This window comes from Escherichia sp. E2586, assembly GCF_005781105.1.
Taxonomy (GTDB): domain Bacteria; phylum Pseudomonadota; class Gammaproteobacteria; order Enterobacterales; family Enterobacteriaceae; genus Escherichia.
Window position 1 is genome coordinate 435,720 of record NZ_VATN01000006.1, and the last position, 26,073, is coordinate 461,792.

At 53.7% G+C, this 26,073-nt stretch carries 22 protein-coding genes; 5 read left to right on the top strand and 17 right to left on the bottom strand.

The window, feature by feature from the left end:
* Positions 1 to 4: 4 nt before the first annotated feature.
* The 13 genes from eutA to maeB form a co-directional block, all read right to left on the bottom strand.
* The gene (gene eutA, locus FEK50_RS07240; RefSeq protein WP_131162092.1) at positions 5 to 1,408 is read right to left on the bottom strand and encodes an ethanolamine ammonia-lyase reactivating factor EutA; all 1,404 of its coding nucleotides are present in this window, start codon (positions 1,406 to 1,408) and stop codon (positions 5 to 7) included.
* The gene (eutH, locus tag FEK50_RS07245) at positions 1,405 to 2,631 is read right to left on the bottom strand and encodes an ethanolamine utilization protein EutH (protein WP_000512386.1); all 1,227 of its coding nucleotides are present in this window, start codon (positions 2,629 to 2,631) and stop codon (positions 1,405 to 1,407) included. The genes eutA and eutH overlap by 4 nt, the downstream gene beginning before the upstream one ends.
* A gap of 216 nt (positions 2,632 to 2,847) precedes the next feature.
* Positions 2,848 to 4,035 (bottom strand): ethanolamine utilization ethanol dehydrogenase EutG, encoded by a 1,188-nt coding sequence (eutG, locus tag FEK50_RS07250; RefSeq protein ID WP_131162093.1) that lies wholly within the window; start codon positions 4,033 to 4,035, stop codon positions 2,848 to 2,850.
* Positions 4,025 to 4,861, bottom strand: coding sequence for an ethanolamine utilization protein EutJ (gene eutJ, locus FEK50_RS07255; RefSeq protein WP_001551440.1), 837 nt, complete (start codon positions 4,859 to 4,861; stop codon positions 4,025 to 4,027). The genes eutG and eutJ overlap by 11 nt, the downstream gene beginning before the upstream one ends.
* Positions 4,862 to 4,871: 10 nt before the next feature.
* Positions 4,872 to 6,275 carry an aldehyde dehydrogenase family protein gene (locus FEK50_RS07260; RefSeq protein WP_131162094.1) on the bottom strand — a complete coding sequence of 468 codons (1,404 nt, stop codon included), beginning with the start codon at positions 6,273 to 6,275 and terminating at the stop codon, positions 4,872 to 4,874.
* Between the two features lie 11 nt (positions 6,276 to 6,286).
* A complete protein-coding gene (eutN, locus tag FEK50_RS07265; protein WP_130207415.1) occupies positions 6,287 to 6,574 on the bottom strand; it encodes an ethanolamine utilization microcompartment protein EutN in 288 nt (95 codons plus the stop codon).
* Between the two features lie 106 nt (positions 6,575 to 6,680).
* Positions 6,681 to 6,974, bottom strand: a complete 294-nt coding sequence (eutM, locus tag FEK50_RS07270) for an ethanolamine utilization microcompartment protein EutM (protein ID WP_000387713.1) — start codon at positions 6,972 to 6,974, stop codon at positions 6,681 to 6,683.
* Positions 6,975 to 7,012: 38 nt separating this feature from the next.
* Positions 7,013 to 8,029, bottom strand: coding sequence for a phosphate acetyltransferase (pta, locus tag FEK50_RS07275; RefSeq protein ID WP_131162095.1), 1,017 nt, complete (start codon positions 8,027 to 8,029; stop codon positions 7,013 to 7,015).
* Complete coding sequence (gene eutT / locus FEK50_RS07280; protein ID WP_130260656.1) at positions 8,026 to 8,829, bottom strand: ethanolamine utilization cob(I)yrinic acid a,c-diamide adenosyltransferase EutT; 804 nt, start codon at positions 8,827 to 8,829, stop codon at positions 8,026 to 8,028. The genes pta and eutT overlap by 4 nt, the downstream gene beginning before the upstream one ends.
* Positions 8,826 to 9,527 (bottom strand): ethanolamine utilization acetate kinase EutQ, encoded by a 702-nt coding sequence (gene eutQ, locus FEK50_RS07285; RefSeq protein WP_131162096.1) that lies wholly within the window; start codon positions 9,525 to 9,527, stop codon positions 8,826 to 8,828. The genes eutT and eutQ overlap by 4 nt, the downstream gene beginning before the upstream one ends.
* Entirely contained in the window at positions 9,502 to 9,981 is a 480-nt protein-coding gene (gene eutP / locus FEK50_RS07290) for an ethanolamine utilization acetate kinase EutP (RefSeq protein WP_131162097.1), read from the bottom strand. The genes eutQ and eutP overlap by 26 nt, the downstream gene beginning before the upstream one ends.
* A 12-nt stretch (positions 9,982 to 9,993) precedes the next feature.
* Complete coding sequence (gene eutS, locus FEK50_RS07295; protein ID WP_000356956.1) at positions 9,994 to 10,329, bottom strand: ethanolamine utilization microcompartment protein EutS; 336 nt, start codon at positions 10,327 to 10,329, stop codon at positions 9,994 to 9,996.
* A 286-nt stretch (positions 10,330 to 10,615) separates the two neighbouring features.
* On the bottom strand, positions 10,616 to 12,895 hold the full coding sequence (gene maeB / locus FEK50_RS07300) for an NADP-dependent oxaloacetate-decarboxylating malate dehydrogenase (RefSeq protein WP_131162098.1): 2,280 nt from the start codon (positions 12,893 to 12,895) through the stop codon (positions 10,616 to 10,618).
* A gap of 287 nt (positions 12,896 to 13,182) precedes the next feature.
* On the opposite strand from maeB, the gene tal reads away from it, so the two are divergent.
* Together tal and tkt are read left to right on the top strand one after the other, a co-directional pair.
* Entirely contained in the window at positions 13,183 to 14,133 is a 951-nt protein-coding gene (gene tal, locus FEK50_RS07305) for a transaldolase (RefSeq protein WP_130207425.1), read from the top strand.
* 20 nt (positions 14,134 to 14,153) lie between these two features.
* Entirely contained in the window at positions 14,154 to 16,157 is a 2,004-nt protein-coding gene (gene tkt, locus FEK50_RS07310) for a transketolase (protein WP_131162099.1), read from the top strand.
* A gap of 51 nt (positions 16,158 to 16,208) precedes the next feature.
* Here tkt and FEK50_RS07315 read toward each other — a convergent pair whose 3' ends face one another.
* From FEK50_RS07315 to aegA, 3 genes are all read right to left on the bottom strand, one after another.
* Complete coding sequence (locus FEK50_RS07315; RefSeq protein ID WP_131162100.1) at positions 16,209 to 17,252, bottom strand: DUF1176 domain-containing protein; 1,044 nt, start codon at positions 17,250 to 17,252, stop codon at positions 16,209 to 16,211.
* Positions 17,253 to 17,377: 125 nt separating this feature from the next.
* The gene (gene nudK, locus FEK50_RS07320) at positions 17,378 to 17,953 is read right to left on the bottom strand and encodes a GDP-mannose pyrophosphatase NudK (protein ID WP_000193711.1); all 576 of its coding nucleotides are present in this window, start codon (positions 17,951 to 17,953) and stop codon (positions 17,378 to 17,380) included.
* 67 nt (positions 17,954 to 18,020) lie between these two features.
* The gene (gene aegA, locus FEK50_RS07325; RefSeq protein ID WP_130216798.1) at positions 18,021 to 20,000 is read right to left on the bottom strand and encodes a formate-dependent uric acid utilization protein AegA; all 1,980 of its coding nucleotides are present in this window, start codon (positions 19,998 to 20,000) and stop codon (positions 18,021 to 18,023) included.
* A 205-nt stretch (positions 20,001 to 20,205) separates the two neighbouring features.
* On the opposite strand from aegA, the gene narQ reads away from it, so the two are divergent.
* Together narQ and acrD are read left to right on the top strand one after the other, a co-directional pair.
* Positions 20,206 to 21,906 (top strand): nitrate/nitrite two-component system sensor histidine kinase NarQ, encoded by a 1,701-nt coding sequence (gene narQ, locus FEK50_RS07330; RefSeq protein ID WP_130207433.1) that lies wholly within the window; start codon positions 20,206 to 20,208, stop codon positions 21,904 to 21,906.
* Between the two features lie 163 nt (positions 21,907 to 22,069).
* Entirely contained in the window at positions 22,070 to 25,183 is a 3,114-nt protein-coding gene (gene acrD / locus FEK50_RS07335; protein WP_130207435.1) for a multidrug efflux RND transporter permease AcrD, read from the top strand.
* Positions 25,184 to 25,275: 92 nt separating this feature from the next.
* Here acrD and ypfM read toward each other — a convergent pair whose 3' ends face one another.
* The gene (gene ypfM / locus FEK50_RS07340; RefSeq protein ID WP_001386977.1) at positions 25,276 to 25,335 is read right to left on the bottom strand and encodes a protein YpfM; all 60 of its coding nucleotides are present in this window, start codon (positions 25,333 to 25,335) and stop codon (positions 25,276 to 25,278) included.
* Positions 25,336 to 25,713: 378 nt separating this feature from the next.
* On the opposite strand from ypfM, the gene FEK50_RS07345 reads away from it, so the two are divergent.
* Positions 25,714 to 26,070 carry an ArsC family reductase gene (locus tag FEK50_RS07345; RefSeq protein WP_130207437.1) on the top strand — a complete coding sequence of 119 codons (357 nt, stop codon included), beginning with the start codon at positions 25,714 to 25,716 and terminating at the stop codon, positions 26,068 to 26,070.
* Positions 26,071 to 26,073 lie beyond the last annotated feature (3 nt).

Below are 26,073 nucleotides of genomic sequence, written 5' to 3' on the forward strand. Positions count from 1 at the left end.
TCCCTCAGGAAGGAAATGCGAGTGATTTCACCGTCACCGGCACAACCGATCCGCCAAAAAGAGGCGTACCAATGTCGATATAGTCCCCCGCGCGGACAATCACTTCGTCAATGACTGCCAACGGGAGTTGTTGTAGCTGTGGGCGCAACAACATGCCCAGAGCTTTACCAAAGTCCTGCCCGGCCACCACCAGCAGGGGATGCGGATTCGGAAAACGCGCGACGAAATCGACCAGCGCGTTGATGACCGTCAGTACCGCGGCGTAACGCACAGGCAGCGAGGCGGGAGGCGCCAGCACGTACGCGTCAGTTTTGGGATCAAGATCCAGCTGAATCAGCGCCTGTTGCCAGGCACTCACCAGATCCGTTTCATCAATTGGGATCGCCACCGGCAAATTACGCAGCGGCAGTTGTACGCCCTCCAGCCAGATTGTGCTGCCAGAGAGCGAAAGAGTATGTGCGCCCGCGCCAATCACCGTGGCGCGCACGGTTTGCGCCGGAAACTGCACGTTCATCTCACGCAGGCGCGGATGGTCATGCAGCGCCGTTGCCAGCAGCGGACCAATATCGGCAAAACAGAACGGATCGGCGGGCTGGTGGCGATAACATTCGCCCACGCCGCCAGAAAGCGTAATGATTTCGGGCGTAACACCTGCGGGCAGTAAACCGGTTTGCATCAATGCCTGCGCGAGCGGCGAGAGCGTTCCGTCAATCACTTCGACAATCAGTTCCGCCATCCGCCGGGTAACCTGCACCAGCTGCGCGCCAGTCAGCGAACGGGCGTCAGTGCCTGCGCCGAAACACTCATCCACAATCATCTGCCCCGGTTTATGGGCGTAAACCACGCGTCCCTGGCTGTCGGTTTCCAGCAGGCGACCGCCAACGTTGAGGCAGGCAGTACCGCTGATTTTTCCGGCATCGAACAGGGCGTAGTTCGCCGTGCCGCCGCCGATATCGATATTCAGTACCCGACACAGCCGTTGTTCAGAGAGGGTTTGCGCCCCGGCACCGTGACCGGCAATCACGGATTCGAGATGCGGTCCGGCGCTGGCGACCACAAAATCGCCCAGCGACTGGGAGAGCGTCATCACCGCCGGACGAGCATTGCGGGTTTTTGCACTTTCGCCGGTGATGATGATGGCACCGGAATCAACGCTTTCCGGTGCAATGCCCGCAGCCTGATATTGCTCGAGGATTAAAGTTTTCAGCTCCGCTTCTTTTAAACCGCCCTGTTTATCGACAGGGGTAAAGAACACCGGGCTTTGCCAGCTAATTTCGCGTTTGATGAATTCGTAGCGCGGCACCTGCGACACCGCCGCACGGTTAACCAGCTCCAGGTGGGAGAAAATCACCTGGGTGGTGGTGGTGCCGATATCGATACCGACGCTCAGTAGCTGACGAGTGTTCACGATTGCGCCTCCGCTTCGGTTTTAGCCGCAGTCGCGTCTTCTTTTGGTACCAGCATCATCGCCACGCCAATCGCCGTAACGCCGCCGATCAATTTGCCGACAATCATCGGGAAGATCATGGCGTTCATGTTGGCAGCGGCGAAGCCTAAGTGGTCGCCCAGGGCGAAAGCAGCGGAAACGGCGAAGGCGCAGTTGATGACTTTGCCGCGGGTATCCATCTGCTTCATCATGCCGAACATCGGGATGTTGTTAGCAAGCGTTGCCACCATGCCAGCTGCCGCGATATTGTTCATATTCAGCACTTTACCGACGCTCATCAGCGGTTTTTCAAACCAGCGGGTCAGCAACAGCACCATCGGATATGCCCCTAACAGCACGCAGGAGATAGAACCGATAACTTCAATGGCGCGCATCACCTCACCTGGTTTATCGCCAGGGGCCATGAAGATCGGATCCAGGCCCGGGATCAGTTCCCAGCCAAGCAGGAATTTCACCACCGCGGCAGCAAGGCCGAGGGTAATCAATGCAACGAGGAATTTGGCGAAGATCTGGAAGCCGTTGATCATTTTTTCCGGGATGAATTTCAGCCCCAGCGCCACCAGTACCGCGACGATCAGTACCGGGATCATGTTCATCAGGATCAGGGCAAAGGTGAATTCCACAGGCTGGCCGTTGATTTGCACGCCGGAATACATAGCTACCAGACCACCAGCAATACAGCCAATTGGAATGGTCACAATGCCGGCCAGCACACCGAGCGCCAGATAACGACGGTCAGAAGGTTCGATAATGCCGAGCGCCACCGGAATGGAAAACACAATCGTTGGCCCCATCATCGACCCGAGAATTAACCCAGAGTATAGCCACGCTGCTACGTCGCCGCCCGCCAGCTCTTTGGCGAGGAAGAAGCCGCCCATATCGCACGCCAGCAGCGTTCCGGCGAACATCGACGGGTTGGCGCCGAGCATTTCGTAAACCGGGATGATCACCGGCCCGAGTACGTGGGCCAGTACCGGTGCCAGCGCGGTCATACCGACCATCGCCAGGCCCAGTGCGCCCATTGCCATAAAACCTTCTTCGAACTGCCCGCCGGATCCTTCGATACTTTTACCGAACTTACCGAGGAAACGTGCAGAACCGCCAAACTGCGACAGGATCCTGTCTACGGCAGCTATCAGCATAAAGAACATCATGATGTACATGATGATTTCGTTAATTCCCATCGCCTTTACTCCCTGTTAGTTGTTATTTATTGGCGGATACGGCGTAAACACCTTATCCGCCCTACATGTGCAATCCTGTAGACCGGATAAGACGCGGCAAGCGTCGCATCCGGCACTTGCACCGCGCCACTGGCGGATGCGGCGTGAACGCCTTATCCGCCCTACATGTGCAATCCCCCAGGCCGGATAAGACGCGGCAAGCGTCGCATCCGGCATTTATTGCGCCGCTGCGTACAGGCCGACAATCTGCTCCAGGCTGGCGGTACGCGGGTTGCTGCGCAGACAAATATCTTCCTGCGCGGCCTGCGCCCATGCACCGTAATGCGCAGATGTCGCACCAACATCGCCCAGTCGTTTACCAATCCCAACTTCCGCTATCAGCTCGCTTACCGCATTAATAGCGTCACGATCGTCGGATTTTTTAGTTCGCAGTGCCCGACCAATCTGACTAAACCGATCACGACAAACCATCCGGTTAAATTCCATCACCGTTGGCAGCAACATGGCGTTCGCCAGACCGTGCGGAATATGCAGCGCTGCCCCTGGCTGATGCGCCATCGCGTGGCATAACCCAAGCCCGGCGCTAGAAAACGCCATTCCCGCCATACATGAAGCCAGCAACATACTCTCGCGCGCGGCAAGGTCGTGACCGTAGCCCACCGCTTTCGGCAGCGATTGACCAATCATCGCAATGGCGCCAATCGCCAGGCTGTCGGTAAACGGGGTGGCGTTCAGCGCGCTATACGCTTCAATGGCGTGAGTTAACGCATCAATGCCAGTCATCGCCGTGACATGCGACGGCACGCCTTCGGTTAGCGCAGCGTCGAGAATCGCGACATCCGGCATCAGCGAGGCATGTGCTAACACCTGTTTGCGCCCGCTTACCGCATCGATAATCACCGTCACGTTAGTCGTTTCAGAGCCGGTTCCGGCGGTCGTTGGAATGGCAATCAGCGGCAATCGTGGTTGCAGAACGCTGGTTTCTGACATTTTTGCCAGCGTGCTATCGGAATTCGTCACCAGCAACGCTACGGCTTTCGCTGCATCGAGCACCGAGCCACCGCCAAACGCGATGACACCATCGCAGCCTGATTCACGCAGCTGCGCCACGGCTGCGCACACGTCAGTAATGCACGGTTCGCCCACCGGACACGGCCAGAGCGTCATAGCGATACCTTTGACGGTCAGACTGCGAATCAGCCCGGCGGTCATCCCCGACTGATGCAAAAAGCCATCCACCATCACAAACAAATGTTTCAGCCCGCGCGTTTGTGCTTCCTGCCCGCAACTGCTCACTGCGCCCAGACCGCAGAGTGTGACAGGCGGGACGCTAAATATTTTTACCCGTTGCAGATTCAGGGTATCGAACGCCTGAAAGAGCGCGGTCTGCAATTCATTTTGCATAGATCCCCTCCGCTTTCTCTCGCCCACTACTGGCGATCGCCAGCGGGGTCATAAACAAACTGTGCTGCGGTAGATGCACCTGTAACGCCGGGAATTGTTTGCGAAACAGTTCCGCCACGCCCGGTTGCATACAGGAGCCGCCCGCCAGCCATAAATCAGTAATGCCCTGCCCTTCAATATGCCGGGCGACAATGTCCGCCATTTTTTCGTACACCGGTTTCACCGCAGGCCAAATCTCTTCACCATGTCCGCGCTTGTACTGCTCCGCCTCTTCCAGCGAAATACGGCGATTTCCGGCGAGAGTCAGAGAGATGTGATGTCCGCCGGTGGCTTCATCCGCCGAGTAAGTCACCTTGCCCTTTTTCACGATGGCAATGCCGGTGGTGCCGCCGCCGATATCCACTACACCTGCGTTATCCAGTTGCAGCAGATCCGCCACGGCAGTTGGCTCATCCAGCACATGGCTCACTTCCAGCCCGGCGGATTCCAGCACGTTGATGGATATACGCGGGTCCGTACCAGGAGGAAATGAGGTCGCCGCATGGCTAAAACGGCGACCGAATTGCTGCTCAAGCGTGTCGAGATGGCGACGAACAATGGTGACAGCGCCGAAGAAATCCCACACGATGCCGTCGCGGACCACATCGGCCCAGTCGAGGCATACCGCCACCGGCTGACCGTCGCGATCGACAACCATCGACACCACATCGCAGGTGCCCAGATCCACCCCCAGCCACAGCGGAGATTCCGTCGCGGCGGGCGTCTGGTTACACAACGTTGCCGCCGTTTGCAAACGCGGGGTGAGCCATTGTTCGTCGTGCGCCATCGGTTACTCCTTAAACAATGCGAAACGCATCGACTAATACACAGCGACGCAGGCGGACAAAAGTACGCGCGCTGGTTACCCCTTCACCGGTTGGCGTGGTGATGGTCATGGTGGTCCAACCTTCCCCGCCCAGCCCCAGCCCGGCAATGCACGGTCCGTTTTTGACGAAAATGCTGGTATCAATAGCGTTTGCCATCTGGTTCATGTTTTCGATATTGCGCGAGTGCATCGCCGCCGTGTGGTGGCAACCGCCTTCCAGTTTCACCGCCAGCGCAATGGCATCCGCCACGTTGGCGACGCGCACGACGGGCAGCACCGGCATCATCAGTTCGGTCACGGCAAACGGATGTTCTGCGGTGGTTTCTACAAACAGCAATCGCGTTTCTGACGGGACGTTCAGGCCGATTGCCGCCGCGATTTTCGCCGCATCGCGACCAACCCAGTCACGGCTGACGGAGCCTTTTCCGCGCTCGTCGATATTTTTCAGCAACACCGGTTGCAGCTGCTGCGCCTGCTCTGTGGTCAGTTTCACCGCGTGCTGGCCTTCCATCAGACGCATCAGTTCATCGGCTACGCTATCAACAACAATCAGCACCTTTTCATCGGCACAGATGATGTTGTTATCGAAAGAAGCGCCTTTGACGATGGACTGAGCGGCACGGGCGAGGTCGGCGGTTTCATCCACCACCACTGGCGGATTACCGGCACCTGCGGCAATCAGGCGTTTATTGGTGTGTTTGCGCGCCGCTTCCACTACCGCTTCGCCGCCCGTCACCACCAGAAGGCCGATGCCTGGAAACTTGAACAAGCGTTGCGCGGTTTCGATATCCGGATTGGCCACGGTAACCAGTAAGTTTTCCGGCCCGCCTGCGGCAACAATCGCCTGGTTGAGCAGCGTAATCGCCCGCTGGGAGACTTTTTTCGCCGCCGGATGCGGGGCAAAAATGACGCTGTTGCCCGCGGCAATCAGGCTGATGGCGTTGTTAATTACGGTTGCCGCCGGGTTAGTGGAAGGCGTCACCGAAGCCACCACGCCCCAGGGCGCGTTTTCAATTAAGGTCAGGCCGTTGTCACCCGTCAGCACCTGCGGAGAGAGACACTCAATGCCTGGCGTACCGCGCGCCTGGGCGACGTTTTTGGCAAATTTATCTTCAACGCGGCCCATACCGGTTTCACTGACGGCAAGTTCCGCTAAATCTCTGGCGTGTTTTTCGCCTGCTTCACGAATGGCTGTTATCGCCAACTGGCGCATTGCCACACTTTTTAATCCTTGCTGGGCAATTTTGGCTGCCGCAACGGCGTCATCCAGGGAAGCGAAAACGCCCATCTCATGAACGGCGGCGGGCGGCGTGCCACTGCTTTGCATTTTCAGCAGTACCGCTTTCACCACCTGTTCAATATCCTGTTGATTCATGATGTTCTGCCTTATTTGTGGAAAATAACCTGACCGCCAGACACCACCTCATCGACGATGCCAATCACGCACAGATCGACCGGTGACGTTTCGCTTTTATGCGCCTGGCGGGCGGAACTGCCACTCACCAGCAACACCCACTCCCCGGTTCCCGCGCCAATATTGTCGATGGCGACGGCACATTGCCCGTCAGGATTACCTTGTGGATCAATCATTTCCACCATCAGCAATTTGTCATGCGCCAGTCCGTGATGGCGTACGGTACAAACAATTTGTCCAGTGACGATTGCCAGTTTCATACCCGCCTCCGTGGCGTATTTCAGGTAAAAGCTCCCCCTACCCTCCGCGGAAGGTAAAATGAAAAAGGAGAGAGCGTGACGCCCGAATCGACGTCACACAGGGTGATTACAGGTTGCTGCTGTCGCCTTTCAGGCCGATCGGGAAGACTTCTTCCAGGTCGCCGTGCGGACGCGGGATAACGTGTACGGATACCAGCTCGCCAATACGCTGTGCCGCTGCGGCACCAGCATCGGTCGCGGCTTTACAGGCTGCAACATCACCGCGAACCATCGCAGTGCACAGGCCGCCGCCAATCTGCTTCACGCCGACCAGTTTGACGCGCGCAGCTTTCACCATCGCGTCAGAAGCCTCAATCAGTGCAACCAGGCCCCGGGTTTCGATCATTCCTAATGCTTCCATTGTGTTTTCCTCTTTATCAGGGTCCAGAACGGGACCGTTCATTCAACCAGTGTTTGTAAACTGCTTTCGCGGTTCACTTCTGTCTGACGCGGTACGACTGCCACCAGCGCCAGTTCGATAATTTCCTGCACGCTACAACCACGAGAGAGATCGTGCATCGGCGCGGCAAGTCCTTGTATCAATGGCCCGACGGCACGATACCCGCCAAGCCGTTGTGCGATTTTGTAGCCAATATTTCCGGCTTCCAGCGACGGAAAAACCATCACATTGGCTTTGCCCTGTAGCGGGCTGGCAGGCGCTTTTTGCGCCGCGACATCCGGCACGAAAGCGGCGTCAAACTGCAACTCGCCATCGACTACCAACTGCGGTGCGCGTTCACGGACGATTTCTGTCGCCTGTTGCACATTGGCAACGCAGGGGTGACGGGCGCTACCGTTGCTGGAAAACGACAGCATCGCCACGCGCGGCTCTTCTCCGGTGATGGCCTGCCAGGTTTCGGCGCTGGCAAGCGCAATATCCGCCAGCTGCGCCGCCGTCGGCTGCGGCACCACGCTGCAATCGGCAAAGCCCAACGCCGGACCGCTGTACTGTGGCAGCATCAGGAAAATGGAAGAGAGCGTTTTACAGCCAGACTGCAAGCCAATAATGCGTAATCCGGCACGCAGCACATTCGCCGTGGAAGAGAGGTTGCCCGCGATACAGACATCCGCTTTACCGGCGCTGACCATTGCGGCGGCGAACATCAGCGGTTCGGTGAGTTTTTCCAGCGCATCCGGCGGCGTTTTTTCGCCCGCGCGGGCCAGCCAGCGATGAGCAAATTCTTCCCGCATTGCGAGGTTGCCATGCGGATCAATCACCTGTAGCCCGTCCATCGCCACGCCGTGACTGAGCGCAAACTGACGAAGTTCAAACGGATTGGCGACCAGAATGGGCGTTGCCAGACCTTGTTGATGTAAATATTGCGCAGCTTTCAGCACACGTTGGTCTAAAGCATCTGGAAAAACCACTCTGGCGGGCGCTCGCAACGCCAGTTCACGACAACGTTCAATAATCATTGCGTCTCCCCCAGTCGTTGTTGGATCTGCTTCACCGTTAGCGGCTGCTTCGTTACGCTCAGGATCATCATCACGTAAACTGTGCTCGAAAGGCGGTTCAGCGCCTGCAAGATGTCCGGGCGTAATACTTCAAAACTGCGGGTGATAAACACCTGCGCCGCTACGGTTTCGGTTTCACGCACTTTGGTACGTAGCAGATTCAGCAACGCCGCATCGCGCCCGTGGCTAGCTTCCGGCACCAAATGATCGTGGTCGAGATAGCGCAGCGGCTGGTGAGAAAGTCGATGCAGATCTTCGTCAGAAAGCCCGACAATCGCCTGGCAGCCCAGCGGTTCCCCCAGCGCATCGGCACGCATAATGTTGCCAAGACGCGAGCGAATATCCGCCAGCCACGGCTGCCACGGTTCCGCCAGTTCAATTTGCAGCCACACAGCCAGCGCAATGGTGCTGTCGAGAACAGCGCGAAAACCCAGGCGCGGATCGCTTTTGGCAACCATTTTTTCCGCCGACAGATGAGTCAGTGTGTCTGGTTTTTTCGCCACCGGCTGGCGGCACAGTTCGCAGCACGCCTGCGGATGTTCATCGCTACTGGTCAGCCCGTGAACGGGCTGCGGCTGCTGCTGTTCATCATCAACAAACAGGCTACCCTGTTCGTCAATAAACTTGATGCGCAGATGGCGGCTTTCCAGTAACTCCCGGGCAGAGGGCGTCAGGCGACTGTCCGCAGGGAGATGGATCTCTGCGCCTTCGCTGAGCGTATGGTTCGCTCTTAGCCATGCTTCGGTGATGAAATCTTTCATAGGGACTGCCAGTTAGCCGGCCAGGCGACATACAGGAATTTCACGCTGGATGTCGTACCAAATTCGATGCTGGATCCTTTCGGGATAAACATCACGTCGCCCGCTTTGGCAATCATGGTTTCGCCTTCGTGGCGAACATGCAGCTCCCCTTCCAGCACCATGTCGATTTCGTCGTAGTTCAGGGTCCACGGGAAGAAGGCGTTGTCCCACTGCATGAAACCAGCGGCCATACTGCTGCCGTCGTCTCCGGTCACAAGATCAGTTAAGCCCACGCAGTGCGGTTCAGCGCCATCGAAACGACCAAACTTGACGCTGCTGCCATCAATCACTTTGATGCCGCCTTTGCCGGTCACCGATTTGAAGCTCGGCTGCATTGCCCCCTGCTCCAGTGACTGTTTTTCCTTCATCACTTTTTCCATCAGCTGCGCGACCAGGCTTTCGGTAAACTGGCCTTCCGGCAGCTGGGCAATGATGGTTTCGCGGATGCGCTGGCTTTCGGTTTTATCGGCTGATGCACTGGCGGGAACGGATGCCATTACAGGCGTCGATTCATCGCACTCGGTGATGGTAAAACCCAGTAGATCCGCCACTTCGCGCGCTTCAGGGGTAATAATGCTGGCGCGCAGAACCACGGACATTGCCTGTTCGCCGCGCGCGTGTGCTTCACGAATATCATTCGCTGTGATGAGTTTTTTCACCTGCTTCCTCCTGTTCGGTGAGAGATGTCAGATAATCCACCAGTTGCTGCACGCTTTGCGGGTCATGGTTGTTTAGCGCGAAAATTGGCTCCTCAAAGCCAGTCTCAAGCAATAACTGTCGCGTTGCGGTGACGTCAGCATCCGGCATGTCCGTTTTACTGATAACGGCGATTTGCCGTTTACTGGCGCCAATATCCAGCAGCCCGGCAGGTAATCGGCTTTCTGGATCATTTGCGCCGTGGACATATATCAGCATGTCCACATCCTGTAGCGTGGTTATTAAGGCGTGATACCAACGGGGATGGCTAAAATATTCACCAGGAGTATCAATATCGCCATTATCATTAAATTCCACGGCCTGTGTTTTTCTGGCGATGGTATAATTTCCCTGCAACGCATTAAATAACGTTGTTTTTCCTGCCCCGACGCTACCCACAAACGCAATTCGTTTCATGAATGCCTCGTATTAACTTTTAGTCATTTCACACAGCGTATAATTTAATAAGCGTCCTAAACCACTGACGGTTTGTGATAACGCTTCTTCTACTGCGCCCACCGAGCCATAAATCACCAGCGCGCCGCTAAAACGGTCGAGAAAACCGATATGCACATCAGCGGCTTTCAGCGCTAAATCACCGGCGATCATCGCCGTTTCGCCGGGAGTTAGCGTCATAATGCCAATTGCGCCAGCATCCGGAACGCCGATTTTCTTCGCCAGTTCTTCACCCGGATGCGCAATCAAATGCGCCAGCGTGACCTGTTTCCCAGGTACAAATTCCTGAATGATGCGTTCTTTGTCCATGAGTCGCCGCCTGTAAAAAACGTGCGTGTATCGTGACAATTTTTCGTCAGAGTAAATAACAAAATTCGGCAAGCGTGTTTAAAAGGTGAGGTAGATCACTAAGAATGGAGAGATATTTACCGTGATACATAAACTTTCATATGCAGAGCATGAATAAATATAAAGATATTGCTTTATTTTATGTCGGGTAATTTATTTGCTATTAGTAAAAGCAGTAAGACGTATTAATAATATAAAAATCGCTTACCCCGAATTACTCAGGGTAAGCGTGATAGTTAAGCAAGAATTACAGCGGTTGGGTTTGCGCTTCAACCACGGCCAGCGCCACCATGTTGACGATACGACGCACTGACGCGATCGGTGTTAACACGTGAACCGGTTTCGCCACGCCCATCAGCACCGGGCCGACGGTGACACCTTCCGAGCTGGAAACGCGCAGTAAGTTGTAACTAATACGAGCAGCTTCCATGTTCGGCATCACCAGAATATTAGCGGAACCTTTCAGGGTGCTGTCCGGCATACGGTCGTTGCGAATCGCTTCTACCAGCGCCGCATCACCGTGCATTTCGCCATCAATCATCAGCTCAGGCGCACGTTCCCTGACCAGCTCCAGCGCTTTACGCATTTTGCTCGACGACGGGCAGTTGGAAGAACCGAAGTTGGAATGCGACAACAGAGCAACACGCGGCTCAATACCGAAACGACGGACAGTTTCTGCCGCCATCAGCGTGATCTCCGCCAGCTCTTCTGCGTCTGGGTCATCATTAACATAGGTATCAGCAATAAAGGTGTTACCACTCGGCAGCAACAGCGCGTTCATTGCGCCTGCGGTGTGAACGCCATCGCGATAACCAAAGACATTTTTCACTACGCTAAAGTGTTCGTGATAATCGCCCACCGTTCCGCAGATCATCGCATCGGCTTCACCACGCTGAACCATGATCGCACCGATCACCGTCGGGTTACTGATCAGCGCACGTTGTGCCTGTTCCTGAGTGATACCACGACGCTTCATGATCTGGAAGTATTCACTCCAGTACTCTTTAAAGCGTGGATCGGATTCGTTATTGACGATCTCAAAATCAACGCCCGCTTTGATCTGCAAGCCCAGTTTCTGAATACGCATTTCGATCACGTTCGGACGGCCAATAAGGATCGGCTTTGCCAGTCCCAGGGTTACCAGTTCCTGCGTCGCATGCAGAACGCGCGCCTCTTCCCCTTCCGGCAGAACAACGCGCTTCGGCGCTTTGCGAGCCTGGGAGAATATCGGCTTCATAAACAGGTTGGTTTTGTAAACGAACTCGGTCAGCTTGTCGATGTAGACGTCAAAATCGGCAATCGGACGCGTCGCCACGCCGGACTCCATTGCCGCTTTAGCGACCGCAGGGGCGATCTTGACGATCAGACGCGGATCGAACGGTTTTGGAATGATGTATTCGGGGCCAAAGCTCAGATCCTGATCGCCATACGCAGAAGCCACCACTTCACTCTGTTCGGCATGGGCCAGTTCCGCAATCGCGCGGACTGCCGCCAGTTTCATCTCTTCATTGATAGCCGTTGCGCCAACATCCAGCGCGCCTCGGAAGATGAACGGGAAGCAAAGCACGTTGTTAACCTGGTTCGGATAGTCGGAACGACCGGTACAGATGATGGCATCCGGACGCACTTCTTTCGCCAGCGGCGGCAGAATTTCCGGTTCTGGGTTCGCCAACGCCAGGATCATCGGCGCGCGGGCCATTTTCTTCACCATTTCCTGAGTCAGCACTTTCGGGCCGGAACAACCAAGGAAAATATCCGCGCCTTCAATCACATCGTCGAGGGTACGTTTGCCGTCATCCACCACCGCGTAAGCCGCTTTGGTTTCCGCCATGTTCGGCTCACGACCCTGATAAATAACGCCTTTTGAGTCGCATACCACGATGTTATGTTTTTGCAGACCCAGCGCCACCAGCAGGTTCATACAGGCAATTGCCGCTGCGCCCGCACCAGAAACTACCATCCGTACGTCAGAGATATTTTTCTCTACTACGCGTAAGCCGTTGAGAATGGCGGCGGTGCTGATGATTGCCGTCCCGTGTTGGTCGTCATGGAATACCGGAATGTTCATCCGCTGGCGCAGTTTCTGTTCAATATAGAAACATTCTGGCGCTTTAATATCTTCGAGGTTGATACCGCCGAAGGTCGGCTCAAGTGCGGCGACCACTTCGATAAATTTGTCCGGGTCGAGTTCATCAACTTCGATGTCAAACACATCTATCCCGGCGAATTTCTTAAACAGAACGCCCTTACCTTCCATCACCGGTTTGCCTGCCAGCGCGCCAATATTACCCAACCCCAGCACCGCCGTACCGTTAGAGATAACTGCCACCAGGTTACCGCGCGCGGTATATTTGTAGGCGTTTAACGGATCTTTTTCGATTTCAAGACAAGGCGCGGCGACACCCGGTGAATAGGCCAGCGCCAGATCGCGCTGGGTTGCCAGAGGTTTGGTCGGAGAAACCTGGATTTTTCCTGGTACAGGAAATTCATGGAAATCAAGTGCACTTTGTTTTAACTGCTCATCCATTTGGTTGTTCCTTTCACGTAACGTTCACAAAAATAGGTGTGGGCAACTGCCTCAGCCCACAACGTGGCGCACATTATTACCTTGCCGGAGCTTCGAGATTCTGAGCAAGCCCAAACTCTCTCCCATCAAATAATGTTTTGGTAATAATCCCATAACACTGATGTTACCTGCTTCATCCAGCAATACCATGCCTGTCTGCTATGCTTTTTTGATGCGTTTAGCGAAATTTCTCAGAAGTGTGAATTAACGCACTCATCTAACACTTTACTTTTCAAGGAGTATTTCCTATGAACGAGTTAGACGGCATCAAACAGTTCACCACTGTCGTGGCAGACAGCGGTGATATTGAGTCCATTCGCCATTATCATCCCCAGGATGCCACCACCAATCCTTCGCTGTTACTCAAGGCTGCCGGTTTATCACAATATGAACATTTAATAGACGATGCTATTGCCTGGGGAAAAAAAAATGGCAAGACCCAGGAACAACAAGTCATCGCGGCCTGCGACAAACTGGCAGTCAATTTCGGTACAGAAATTCTCAAAATCGTACCCGGTCGCGTGTCGACAGAAGTTGACGCACGCCTCTCTTTTGACAAAGAAAAAAGTATCGAAAAAGCACGCCATCTCGTGGAGTTGTACCAACAACAGGGCATTGAGAGATCTCGCATTCTGATCAAGCTGGCCTCCACCTGGGAAGGAATTCGCGCAGCAGAAGAACTGGAAAAAGAAGGCATTAACTGCAACCTGACGCTGCTGTTTTCCTTTGCTCAGGCACGGGCCTGTGCAGAAGCGGGCGTTTTTCTGATTTCGCCGTTTGTAGGTCGTATTTATGACTGGTATCAGGCGCGCAAACCGATGGACCCGTATGTGGTAGAGGAAGATCCGGGTGTCAAATCTGTGCGCAACATCTACGACTACTATAAGCAGCATCGCTACGAAACCATTGTGATGGGTGCCAGCTTCCGTCGTACCGAACAAATCCTCGCGTTAACCGGCTGTGACCGTCTGACCATCGCGCCGAATTTGCTGAAGGAGTTGCAGGAAAAGGTTTCGCCAGTGGTTCGCAAACTGATCCCGGCATCGCAATCCTTCCCTCGCCCCTCCCCGATGAGCGAAGCGGAATTTCGTTGGGAGCACAATCAGGATCCGATGGCGGTAGAAAAACTGTCTGAAGGCATCCGCCTGTTCGCCGTTGATCAACGCAAACTGGAAGATCTTCTTGCCGCCAAATTCTAAAACCAGCCACGGAGTGTTTTATGTCCCGAAAAGACCTTGCCAATGCGATTCGCGCGCTCAGTATGGATGCGGTGCAAAAAGCCAATTCCGGTCATCCCGGCGCGCCGATGGGCATGGCCGATATTGCCGAAGTGCTGTGGAACGACTTTCTCAAACATAACCCCACCGATCCTACCTGGTATGACCGCGACCGCTTTATTCTTTCCAACGGTCACGCCTCGATGTTGCTCTACAGTTTGCTACATCTGACTGGTTATGACCTGCCGCTGGAAGAGCTGAAGAACTTCCGTCAGTTGCATTCGAAAACCCCAGGTCACCCGGAGATTGGCTATACGCCAGGTGTTGAAACCACCACCGGTCCACTTGGACAAGGTTTGGCGAACGCGGTTGGACTGGCGATAGCGGAGCGCACGCTGGCAGCGCAGTTTAACCAGCCGGATCATGAGATTGTCGATCACTTCACCTATGTGTTTATGGGCGACGGCTGTCTGATGGAAGGTATCTCTCACGAAGTCTGTTCACTGGCAGGAACGCTGGGACTCGGCAAGCTGATCGGCTTTTACGATCACAACGGTATTTCGATTGATGGTGAAACCGAAGGCTGGTTTACTGACGATACGGCAAAACGGTTTGAAGCCTACCACTGGCATGTTGTCCACGAGATCGACGGCCACGATCCGCAGGCGGTCAAGGAAGCGATCCTCGAAGCGCAAAGCGTGAAAGATAAGCCGTCGTTGATTATCTGCCGCACGGTGATTGGCTTTGGTTCGCCTAATAAAGCGGGTAAGGAAGAGGCCCACGGCGCCCCGCTGGGCGAAGAAGAAGTCGCGCTGGCACGGCAAAAACTGGGCTGGCATCATCCACCCTTTGAGATCCCCAAAGAGATTTATCACGCCTGGGATGCCCGCGAAAAAGGTGAAAAAGCCCAGCAGAGCTGGAATGAGAAGTTTGCCGCTTATAAAAAGGCCCATCCACAACTGGCTGAAGAGTTTACTCGCCGAATGAGCGGTGGTCTGCCGAAGGACTGGGAGAAAACGACTCAGAAATATATCAATGAGTTGCAGGCGAATCCGGCGAAAATCGCTACCCGTAAAGCGTCGCAAAATACGCTTAACGCCTACGGCCCTATGCTGCCGGAGCTGCTTGGCGGTTCGGCGGATCTGGCCCCAAGTAATCTCACCATCTGGAAAGGGTCTGTGTCGCTGAAGGAAGATCCCGCAGGGAATTATATTCACTACGGGGTACGCGAATTTGGTATGACTGCTATTGCCAACGGCATTGCACACCACGGTGGCTTTGTGCCGTATACCGCAACGTTTCTGATGTTTGTTGAATACGCCCGTAACGCCGCGCGGATGGCGGCACTGATGAAAGCGCGGCAGATTATGGTTTATACCCACGACTCAATTGGTCTGGGCGAAGATGGTCCGACGCACCAGGCGGTGGAGCAACTGGCAAGTCTGCGCTTAACGCCGAATTTCAGCACCTGGCGACCGTGCGATCAGGTGGAAGCAGCGGTGGGCTGGAAGCTGGCGGTTGAGCGCCACAACGGACCGACGGCGCTGATCCTCTCCAGGCAGAATCTGGCACAGGTAGAACGAACACCGGATCAGGTAAAAGAGATTGCTCGTGGTGGTTATGTGTTGAAAGACAGCGGCGGCAAGCCGGATATCATTTTGATTGCTACCGGTTCAGAGATGGAAATCACCCTACAGGCCGCAGAGAAACTGGCGGGTGAAGGGCGTAATGTTCGCGTGGTTTCCCTGCCCTCGACCGATATTTTCGACGCCCAGAATGAGGAATATCGCGAGTCGGTGTTGCCTTCTAACGTTGCGGCCCGCGTGGCAGTAGAAGCGGGTATAGCCGATTACTGGTACAAATATGTTGGTTTGAAAGGGGCGATTGTCGGAATGACGGGTTACGGGGAGTCTGCTCCGGCGGATAAGCTGTTCCCGTTCTTTGGCTTTACCGCCGAGAATATTGTGGCAAAAGCGCATAAGGTGCTGGGAGTGAAAGGTGCCTGATGCTGATTGCCGGATGCGTCTTATCCGGCCTACCTGTCCCCGCCATGATGTTTAACGGGTGATCCACAACGTGGGCCAGGCGTCTGGCCCATGCCAGTTATCGCAGGTCGGTTCTGCGGCGTAACGCACCAGGCGAAAACGCTGGCCGTCAAAACGCCAGCGCGCCTGAATGCCACAATCGCTTAATCCGCGACCTTTCGCTAAGGTCACCAGTTCACGCGTTTTTTCATCAAATGTTGCGTTCATCAACTCCAGTTCATTCGTCTCCTGACCGTTGTTGAACGGCAAACGTAACCGTACCGGGCGCGAGGCCAGTGGCTTTTTACGCGATACAATCCATGCCAAATCAATGGTGTTATAAGCACCTGCCTCACAGCTAATCATCATTAATGCTTTATCATCGGTCAGTGCCGTAACGCTCACTTCACGACGCAACGGATCAAGCGAGCAGCGCAGACCATTCATCCGCCAGTTACCATAATCCAGCAAATCGTTACGTTCTTCACGAGAAAGCGGTGTCGGCGTTGGGTTAACCACCGCGACCTCTTTCAGCGCAGGCGCGGGCGGTACGCTGAGCGGCGGTTCGTCCCCTTTCTTTATCCACGCGGTTTCACTGCCAACGCGCTTTTGCTGGGCATCAATAAACAACAACGCCGCTTTTAAGCCATTCAAAGAAATGGTCTGATCGCCATCGCGTAAGGTGATTGCCTTCCCTTCCTGAATCATCTGCAAAAACGCGGTGATGGTTGCCGTATCATCGGTTACTAATAACCATGGTGAAATCCGCCACTTGTCACCACTTAACGCCAACGGCTCACCATCTAACAGCAGCCGTGGCGCTATTTCCCCTTCCGACACATCCGGTGATTTCAACCCGCCGCGCTCAATACGTAAAACGGCGTCGGTATGCGCCCCGGCGCTGCGGCTCAGGGTCATCACCAGTCCATTATGATCGCCAGTATTGCGTGCCACACAGAAGTTTTGGTTATTACAGGTGACCTGCCAGTCGGAAAACGCCCGTTGCGCTGGTGCCGCCCACGCCAAAGACGTCGGCAACAAAGCGAAAAAAAAGAGAAGAAAAATGCGATAGCGCATGGACGGTACGACCCCAGAAGTTCAAACAAACAGCACAAGTCGTATCTTCGTTGCGCAGGTAGCGCGGCTCAATCGGATTTATCGGATTGAGCCAATAATAAACAACGAAATATTATTGTTATTTTTCAGTCCATTAAATGTGACGTTTGCAAATAGTTAAGCAATAACACCGTCTTACCGTCACGTATCTCGCCGGTTTTGATCATCTCCAGCGCCTGGCTGAACGGCAGCTCGAGCACTTCAATATCTTCATCTTCGACACCGCCACCGGCGTTAGCGCGCTGATTGTCACTGTATTCGGCGATAAAAAAGTGGATTAACTCAGTCACACCGCCTGGCGACATATACAGTTCAAATAATTTGCGCACTTCGCCCACTTCATAGCCCGTCTCTTCAATCGCTTCTTTGCGAATACAGACTTCCGGTTCGTCGTTATCCAGCAGCCCGGCGCAGGTTTCAATCAGCTGCCCGCTTTCATTGCCATTAACCCAGGTAGCGACGCGGAACTGACGAATCAGAACTACGGTCTTTTTCTTCGCGTTGTAGAGGAGGATCGTCGCACCATTACCGCGATCGTAAACTTCACGTTTATGGCGGATAACTTCGCCATCTTTGCGGGTAAGATCGTAGGTAATGTTGTGCAGGGTGAAATAGTTATCGGAGAGAATTTTGTCTTTGATGAGGGTGATTTGTTGCGTCATACCGACTCCACAGCGCGAAATGAACAATTATCTTACGCTGTGAAGTCGGGTTTGTCTGCGTAGGCTATCAGTGAGATTTGACTGATTTTACGCCTAGCCAGTCAATGATCCCCTGTGCCGCATGACGTCCTTCTGCCATTGCGGTAACCACCAGATCCGCGCCACGCACGGCGTCGCCACCGGCGAAGATTTTCGGATTGGTGGTCTGGTAACGGTACTGGCTTTCAACGTCTGCCACGATGCGGCCCCACTTATCCACCGTTACACCGTGCGACTCCAGCCACGGCATCCCGTGCGGGTTGAAGCCAAATGCCATGATCACCGCGTCGGCTGGCATCACAAATTCACTGCCCTCAATCGGTACCGGACGCCGACGCCCTTGTGCATCCGCTTCGCCAAGACGCGTGCGCAGGAAACGAATCCCGCAGACGTGACCTTGTTCATTCAGCTCAATCGCCACTGGCTGAACATTAAACTCAAAGTTCGCCCCCTCTTCGCGGGCGTTCTTCACCTCTTTCTTCGAGCCTGGCATGTTGGCTTCATCACGACGGTAGGCACAGGTGACATTGCTCGCGCCGTGGCGCAGCGCAGTACGTACACAATCCATCGCGGTATCCCCACCGCCCAGTACTACCACATTCATCCCGGCGGTATTAATAAATGGCTCTTCCGGTAACTCTTCAAGTCCCATCACCTGTTTGGTGTTGGCAATGAGGAACGGCAGCGCGTCATAAACGCCCGGCGCATCTTCATTAGGTAAACCCGCTTTCATGGAACGGTAAGTGCCTACGCCAACGAAGACTGCATCGTATTGTTCCAAAAGCGAATCCAAAGAGACATCTTTACCCACTTCACAATTGAGTTCGAAGTGAATCCCCATCGCGCTGAAGATCTCCCGGCGGCGTGCCAGCAGGGATTTATCCAGTTTGAAAGAAGGAATGCCGAAAGTGAGCAAGCCACCGATTTCGGGATGGCGATCGTACACCGTCACCGCCACGCCATTGCGGGTCAGAACATCCGCACAGGCCAGCCCTGCCGGCCCCGCGCCAATAATCGCCACTCGCTTGTCGACTTTGGTGACATGACTTAAGTCTGGACGCCAGCCTTTCGCCAGCGCCTGATCCGAAATGTAGCGTTCAATATTGCCGATAGTCACCGCACCGTGCTCATCGCGAATAGTACAGGCACCTTCGCACAGACGGTCTTGCGGGCAGACGCGTCCGGTAATTTCCGGCAGGGTGTTGGTCTGGTGAGAAAGCTCAACGGCGGCGTCGATGTTTCCAGATTTCACCAGTTCAATCCATTGTGGAATGTGGTTATGCAACGGGCAGGTCCATTCACAGACGCTATGCTCGCCGCACTTCAGGCAGCGCGAGGCTTCCCGTTGAGCCTGGTCGGCACGAAACGGCAGATAAATTTCATCAAAACCAGTTTTGCGCGCTTCAATCGCCAGTTTATCCGGCTCGCCACGCGCGGGCGTTGCCTGCATTTGCTCGACTTTACTCATTACCGGCATTTCTTGTGCCGCGGTACTGGCATGCCACGGTTGATGTTCCTGGCGCGCGGTGCGCAGGCGGCGGGATTTCGCCATGCCGGAGAGTGCAGCGTCAGTGACCAGTTGCAGCGCGTCCGCCGGGCAATTCTCGACACAGGCAGGGCCGTTTTCGCGCCCTGCACACAGGTCGCATTTATGCGCGGTGGCTTTAACTTTGCCCTCCGCGACGGGCGTCAGGACGATTTGCATCGTACCAAATGGACAGGCCACCACGCAGGATTTACAGCCAATACACTTTTGCTGATTGACCTGAATGCTGTCATCAACGTGGCTGATCGCGCCATTAGGGCAGCTACGGGCGCAGGGCGCATCTTCACAATGGTGACAAGTCACTGCGCTACGTTGCTGCTGATGTTTAATAACCGTAATTCGGGGGTGGAAATGGTGCTGACTCAACACGTGTTGCTCATCATTGTGAGCCATCACACAGGCCACTTCACAAGCATGGCACCCCAGACATTGCTGACTGTTGGCCATAATAAAACGATTCATAACGACCTTCTTTTTTGGTTGTAAAAACCTTATTCTTTATATGAGTGTTGTTATTACCCGACTTAGACGGGGATCGGCAATGTTCATGTGCCCAGAACAAGTAACTATTTCGCTATAAACTGTGGCAGATCAAATAATCTCATCGCTTATCAAATTGCGTTTCAGCGAGCTGTAACATTCATTATTTTATGTGGAGAAGACGCGTGTGATTGTCAAACGCCCCGTCTCGGCCAGTCTGGCCCGGGCCTTTTTTTACATTGTGCTGCTGTCGATTCTTTCCACGGGTATCGCTCTGCTAACTCTGGCGAGCAGTTTGCGCGACGCTGAGGCTATCAATATTGCCGGATCGCTGCGTATGCAGAGTTATCGTCTGGGTTACGATCTGCAAAGTGGAAGTCCACAGCTTAACGCACACCGCCAACTGTTCCAGCAGGCACTGCATTCACCGGTATTAACCAATCTCAACGTCTGGTATGTGCCAGAGGCAGTAAAAGCCCGCTATGCGCATCTGAATGCCAACTGGCTGGAGATGAATAATCGGCTCATCAAGGGTGATTTGCCGTGGTATCAGGCCAATATTAATAATTATGTTAATCAGATAGACCTGTTCGTGCTGGCTCTACAGCACTACGCCGAACGAAAAATGCTGCTGGTGGTGGCGATTTCGCTGGCTGGCGGTATTGGCATTTTCACGCTGGTCTTTTTTACTCTGCGCCGCATACGCCATCAGGTGGTAGCCCCGCTGAATCAACTGGTTACCGCCAGTCAGCGTATTGAACACGGGCAGTTCGACTCGCCGCCGCTGGATACCAGCCTACCCAATGAACTGGGCCTGCTTGCAAAAACCTTTAACCAGATGTCGAGCGAGCTGCATAAGTTGTACCGCTCGCTGGAAGCGTCAGTAGAAGAAAAAACCCGCGATCTCCACGAGGCCAAGCGTCGCCTGGAGGTGTTGTATCAGTGTTCGCAGGCACTGAACACCAGCCAGATTGATGTGCATTGTTTCCGCCATATTTTGCAGATTGTTCGCGACAATGAGGCTGCTGAATATCTGGAGCTGAACGTTGGGGATAACTGGCGGATTAGCGAAGGGAAGCCAAACCCTGAGCTGCCAATGCAGATTTTACCGGTCACCATGCAAGAGACGGTTTACGGCGAGTTGCACTGGCAAAATAGCCACGTGTCATCATCAGAACCGCTACTTAACAGCGTTTCATCGATGCTGGGACGCGGTTTGTACTTTAATCAGGCGCAGAAGCATTTTCAGCAGTTGCTGTTGATGGAAGAACGCGCGACCATCGCCCGCGAACTGCACGACTCGCTGGCCCAGGTGCTTTCTTATTTACGTATCCAGTTGACGTTACTGAAGCGTTCGATACCCGAAGATAACGCCACTGCACAAAGTATCATGGCCGACTTCTCCCAGGCGCTGAATGATGCTTATCGGCAGTTACGCGAGCTGTTAACCACTTTCCGACTGACGCTACAGCAGGCGGATCTTCCCTCTGCGCTGCGTGAAATGCTGGATACATTACAAAACCAAACCAGCGCCAAACTGACGCTCGACTGCCGTCTGCCAACCCTGGCGCTGGATGCGCAGATGCAGGTGCATTTGTTGCAAATTATTCGCGAAGCGGTGCTGAACGCCATGAAGCACGCCAACGCCAGCGAAATTGCCGTTAGCTGCGTCACCGCGCCGGATGGCAATCACACAGTTTATATTCGCGACAACGGTATTGGCATCGGTGAACCGGAGGAACCCGAAGGCCATTATGGTCTGAATATCATGCGCGAGCGCGCGGAAAGATTGGGTGGGACGCTGACTTTTTCGCAACCTTCCGGCGGCGGCACGTTAGTGAGTATTAGCTTTCGCTCTGCGGAGAGCGAGGAAAGCCAGCAGATATGATGCTGCCTACTATTCATTAAATACTGGCATTTTAGGTTCAGTATAAAAGGGCATGATAATTTACATTATCTCCTTTTTTTCTCCACGATTGGCTCGTACCTTGCCGCTACAGTGAAGCAAGGCATGCCCATAACGATACGCAGAACTACGAGGTCCTCTTTTAATGGCGAATTTCTTTATTGATCGCCCCATTTTTGCCTGGGTGCTGGCAATTCTGTTGTGTCTGACAGGAACCCTGGCCATTTTCTCATTGCCCGTTGAACAGTACCCGGATCTCGCGCCACCGAATGTGCGAGTGACCGCTAACTATCCTGGCGCGTCAGCCCAGACGCTGGAAAACACCGTGACCCAGGTTATCGAGCAGAATATGACTGGTCTCGATAACCTGATGTATATGTCATCACAAAGCAGCGGTACTGGACAGGCGTCAGTAACGCTCAGTTTTAAAGCTGGCACAGATCCAGACGAAGCGGTGCAACAGGTGCAAAACCAGTTGCAGTCGGCCATGCGTAAACTACCGCAGGCGGTGCAAAATCAGGGCGTGACGGTGCGTAAAACCGGCGATACCAACATTCTGACCATTGCCTTCGTCTCTACCGATGGTTCGATGGATAAACAGGATATTGCCGATTACGTTGCCAGTAATATTCAGGACCCGTTAAGCCGCGTGAACGGCGTTGGTGATATCGACGCTTACGGTTCGCAATATTCGATGCGTATCTGGCTGGATCCGGCAAAACTGAACAGTTTCCAGATGACCGCTAAAGATGTCACTGACGCCATTGAATCGCAGAACGCACAGATTGCGGTTGGACAGCTTGGCGGTACGCCTTCTGTCGATAACCAGGCACTCAACGCCACCATTAACGCCCAATCACTGTTGCAAACGCCAGAACAGTTCCGTGATATCACTCTGCGGGTAAATCAGGACGGTTCGGAAGTGAAACTGGGTGATGTCGCCACCGTCGAAATGGGAGCGGAGAAATACGATTATCTTAGCCGTTTCAACGGTAAACCAGCCTCGGGGCTGGGGGTAAAACTGGCCTCCGGTGCGAACGAAATGGCAACGGCAGAACTGGTGATCAACCGTCTGGATGAACTGGCGCAGTATTTCCCGCCCGGACTGGAGTACAAGGTGGCGTATGAAACCACCTCGTTTGTTAAGGCCTCCATTGAAGACGTAGTGAAAACTCTGTTAGAAGCTATCGCGCTGGTTTTCCTCGTCATGTATCTGTTCCTGCAAAACTTCCGCGCTACGCTGATTCCAACTATCGCCGTGCCGGTAGTGTTGATGGGAACCTTCTCGGTGCTTTATGCCTTCGGCTATAGCGTCAACACCTTAACCATGTTCGCGATGGTGCTGGCTATCGGCCTGCTGGTGGATGACGCCATCGTGGTGGTGGAAAACGTCGAACGTATTATGAGTGAGGAAGGACTCACTCCTCGCGAAGCCACACGTAAATCGATGGGGCAAATCCAGGGCGCACTGGTCGGGATTGCAATGGTGCTTTCTGCCGTATTTGTGCCAATGGCCTTCTTTGGCGGCACCACCGGGGCTATCTATCGCCAGTTCTCTATAACCATTGTTGCGGCAATGGTGCTGTCGGTTCTGGTGGCGATGATCCTGACTCCGGCATTGTGCGCTACGCTACTTAAGCCACTGAAAAAAGGTGAACATCACGGGCAGAAAGGCTTTTTTGCCTGGTTTAACCAGATGTTCAACCGCAACGCCGAACGCTACGAAAAAGGGGTGGCGAAAATTCTCCACCGCAGCCTGCGCTGGATTTTGATTTACGTCCTGCTGTTAGGCGGCATGGTGTTCCTGTTTCTGCGTCTGCCGACGTCGTTCCTGCCTCTGGAAGACCGTGGCATGTTTACCACCTCGGTACAGTTACCCAGCGGTTCGACTCAGCAACAGACTCTGAAAGTGGTGGAACAGATCGAGAAGTATTACTTCACCCATGAGAAAGACAACATCATGTCGGTGTTTGCCACTGTCGGCTCTGGCCCAGGGGGGAACGGGCAAAACGTGGCACGAATGTTTGTCCGCCTGAAAGACTGGAGCGAACGCGACAGTAAAACAGGCACCTCGTTTGCCATTATCGAACGTGCAACAAAAGAATTTAATAAAATCAAAGAAGCTCGCGTTATCGCCAGTAGCCCGCCTGCTATCAGCGGTCTTGGCAGTTCCGCTGGATTTGATATGGAGTTGCAGGACCACGCCGGGGCTGGTCACGATGCGCTGATGGCCGCGCGTAATCAGCTGCTGGCGCTCGCGGCGGAAAACCCAGAACTTACTCGTGTGCGCCATAACGGTCTGGACGACAGCCCGCAATTGCAGATTGATATCGACCAGCGCAAAGCGCAGGCACTGGGCGTTGCCATTGACGATATTAACGACACGCTGCAAACCGCGTGGGGCTCGAGCTATGTGAATGACTTTATGGATCGCGGTCGCGTGAAGAAAGTCTATGTGCAGGCTGCCGCGCCGTATCGCATGCTGCCAGATGACATTAACCTGTGGTATGTGCGTAACAAAGACGGCGGCATGGTGCCTTTCTCCGCCTTCGCGACCTCTCGCTGGGAAACAGGCTCGCCGCGTCTGGAACGCTATAACGGCTATTCTGCGGTAGAAATTGTCGGGGAAGCCGCCCCGGGCGTCAGTACGGGTACCGCGATGGATATTATGGAATCGTTGGTGAAGCAGTTGCCGAACGGCTTTGGACTGGAGTGGACAGCGATGTCGTACCAGGAACGACTTTCCGGAGCACAAGCTCCGGCGCTGTACGCCATTTCATTGCTGGTGGTATTCCTGTGTCTGGCTGCACTTTATGAAAGTTGGTCAGTACCGTTCTCGGTAATGCTGGTTGTACCGCTGGGGGTTATCGGCGCGCTGCTGGCAACCTGGATGCGTGGGCTGGAAAACGATGTGTACTTTCAGGTTGGCCTGCTAACAGTCATTGGTTTGTCGGCGAAAAACGCCATCCTGATTGTTGAGTTTGCCAACGAGATGAATCAAAAAGGCCACGACCTGTTTGAAGCGACACTCCACGCCTGCCGTCAGCGTTTACGTCCGATTCTGATGACATCGCTGGCGTTTATCTTCGGCGTATTGCCGATGGCGATCAGCAGTGGTGCCGGTTCCGGTGGTCAACACGCCGTCGGTACTGGCGTAATGGGCGGGATGATTTCTGCCACCATTCTGGCGATTTACTTCGTGCCGCTATTCTTTGTGCTGGTGCGTCGTCGCTTCCCACTGAAGCCTCGACCAGAATAAGCAATAAAAAAGGCGACATACGTATGTGTCGCCTTTTTCAACTCTCTGATAAAGAACCTGACGTCAGGTTCTTTCATTTCCTGTTCTGAAAATTACTTACGAAGCATAACTTCGATAAAGTCTTTCCAGTTCCCCAGTTCACGTTCAATCATAACAACCTCTCTTATAATTATGGGTATTCTACGGAAACAATATACCGTGGTGAAGCTAATTTATTCGATTGCTGTGATTACTACCTCCGGGGTGAAGCCTACGTTAATACTATGGCCCTGTGACAGGGATTTTTATGTGATGAACAGCAACATTTCGACATATTCATACGGATTCTAATACTTAATTAATTCTGTTTAAAATACAAAAATATACCAAGAGGAACATTCTTAATAATTGCATTAAAATTGTTCACAACCATTTAATAATTGTTAAGTTAAATACCTTAATAATGTTATATTGCCTGATAATCATTTGCGGGAAATATGTATTGACCGTTAAATGATTAGTTATTCTTAATAATCGCAAAAGGATTCATTATGGTTACCCTTTACGGTATCAAAAATTGTGACACCATTAAAAAAGCACGTCGTTGGCTGGAAACCAATAACATCGACTTTCGCTTTCACGATTACCGTGTTGATGGCCTGAACAGTGAATTGTTGAACTCTTTTATCAATGAATTAGGCTGGCAAGCGTTACTTAACACCCGTGGCACCACCTGGCGCAAGCTGGACGAAGCTACCCGCAACAATATCACCGATGCGGCCTCCGCTATGGCATTAATGACTGAAATGCCTGCAATCATCAAACGCCCATTGCTCTGTGCGCCAGGGAAGCCTATGCTGCTGGGTTTCAGTGAATCCAGTTATCAGCAATTTTTCCATGAGGTGTAGTCT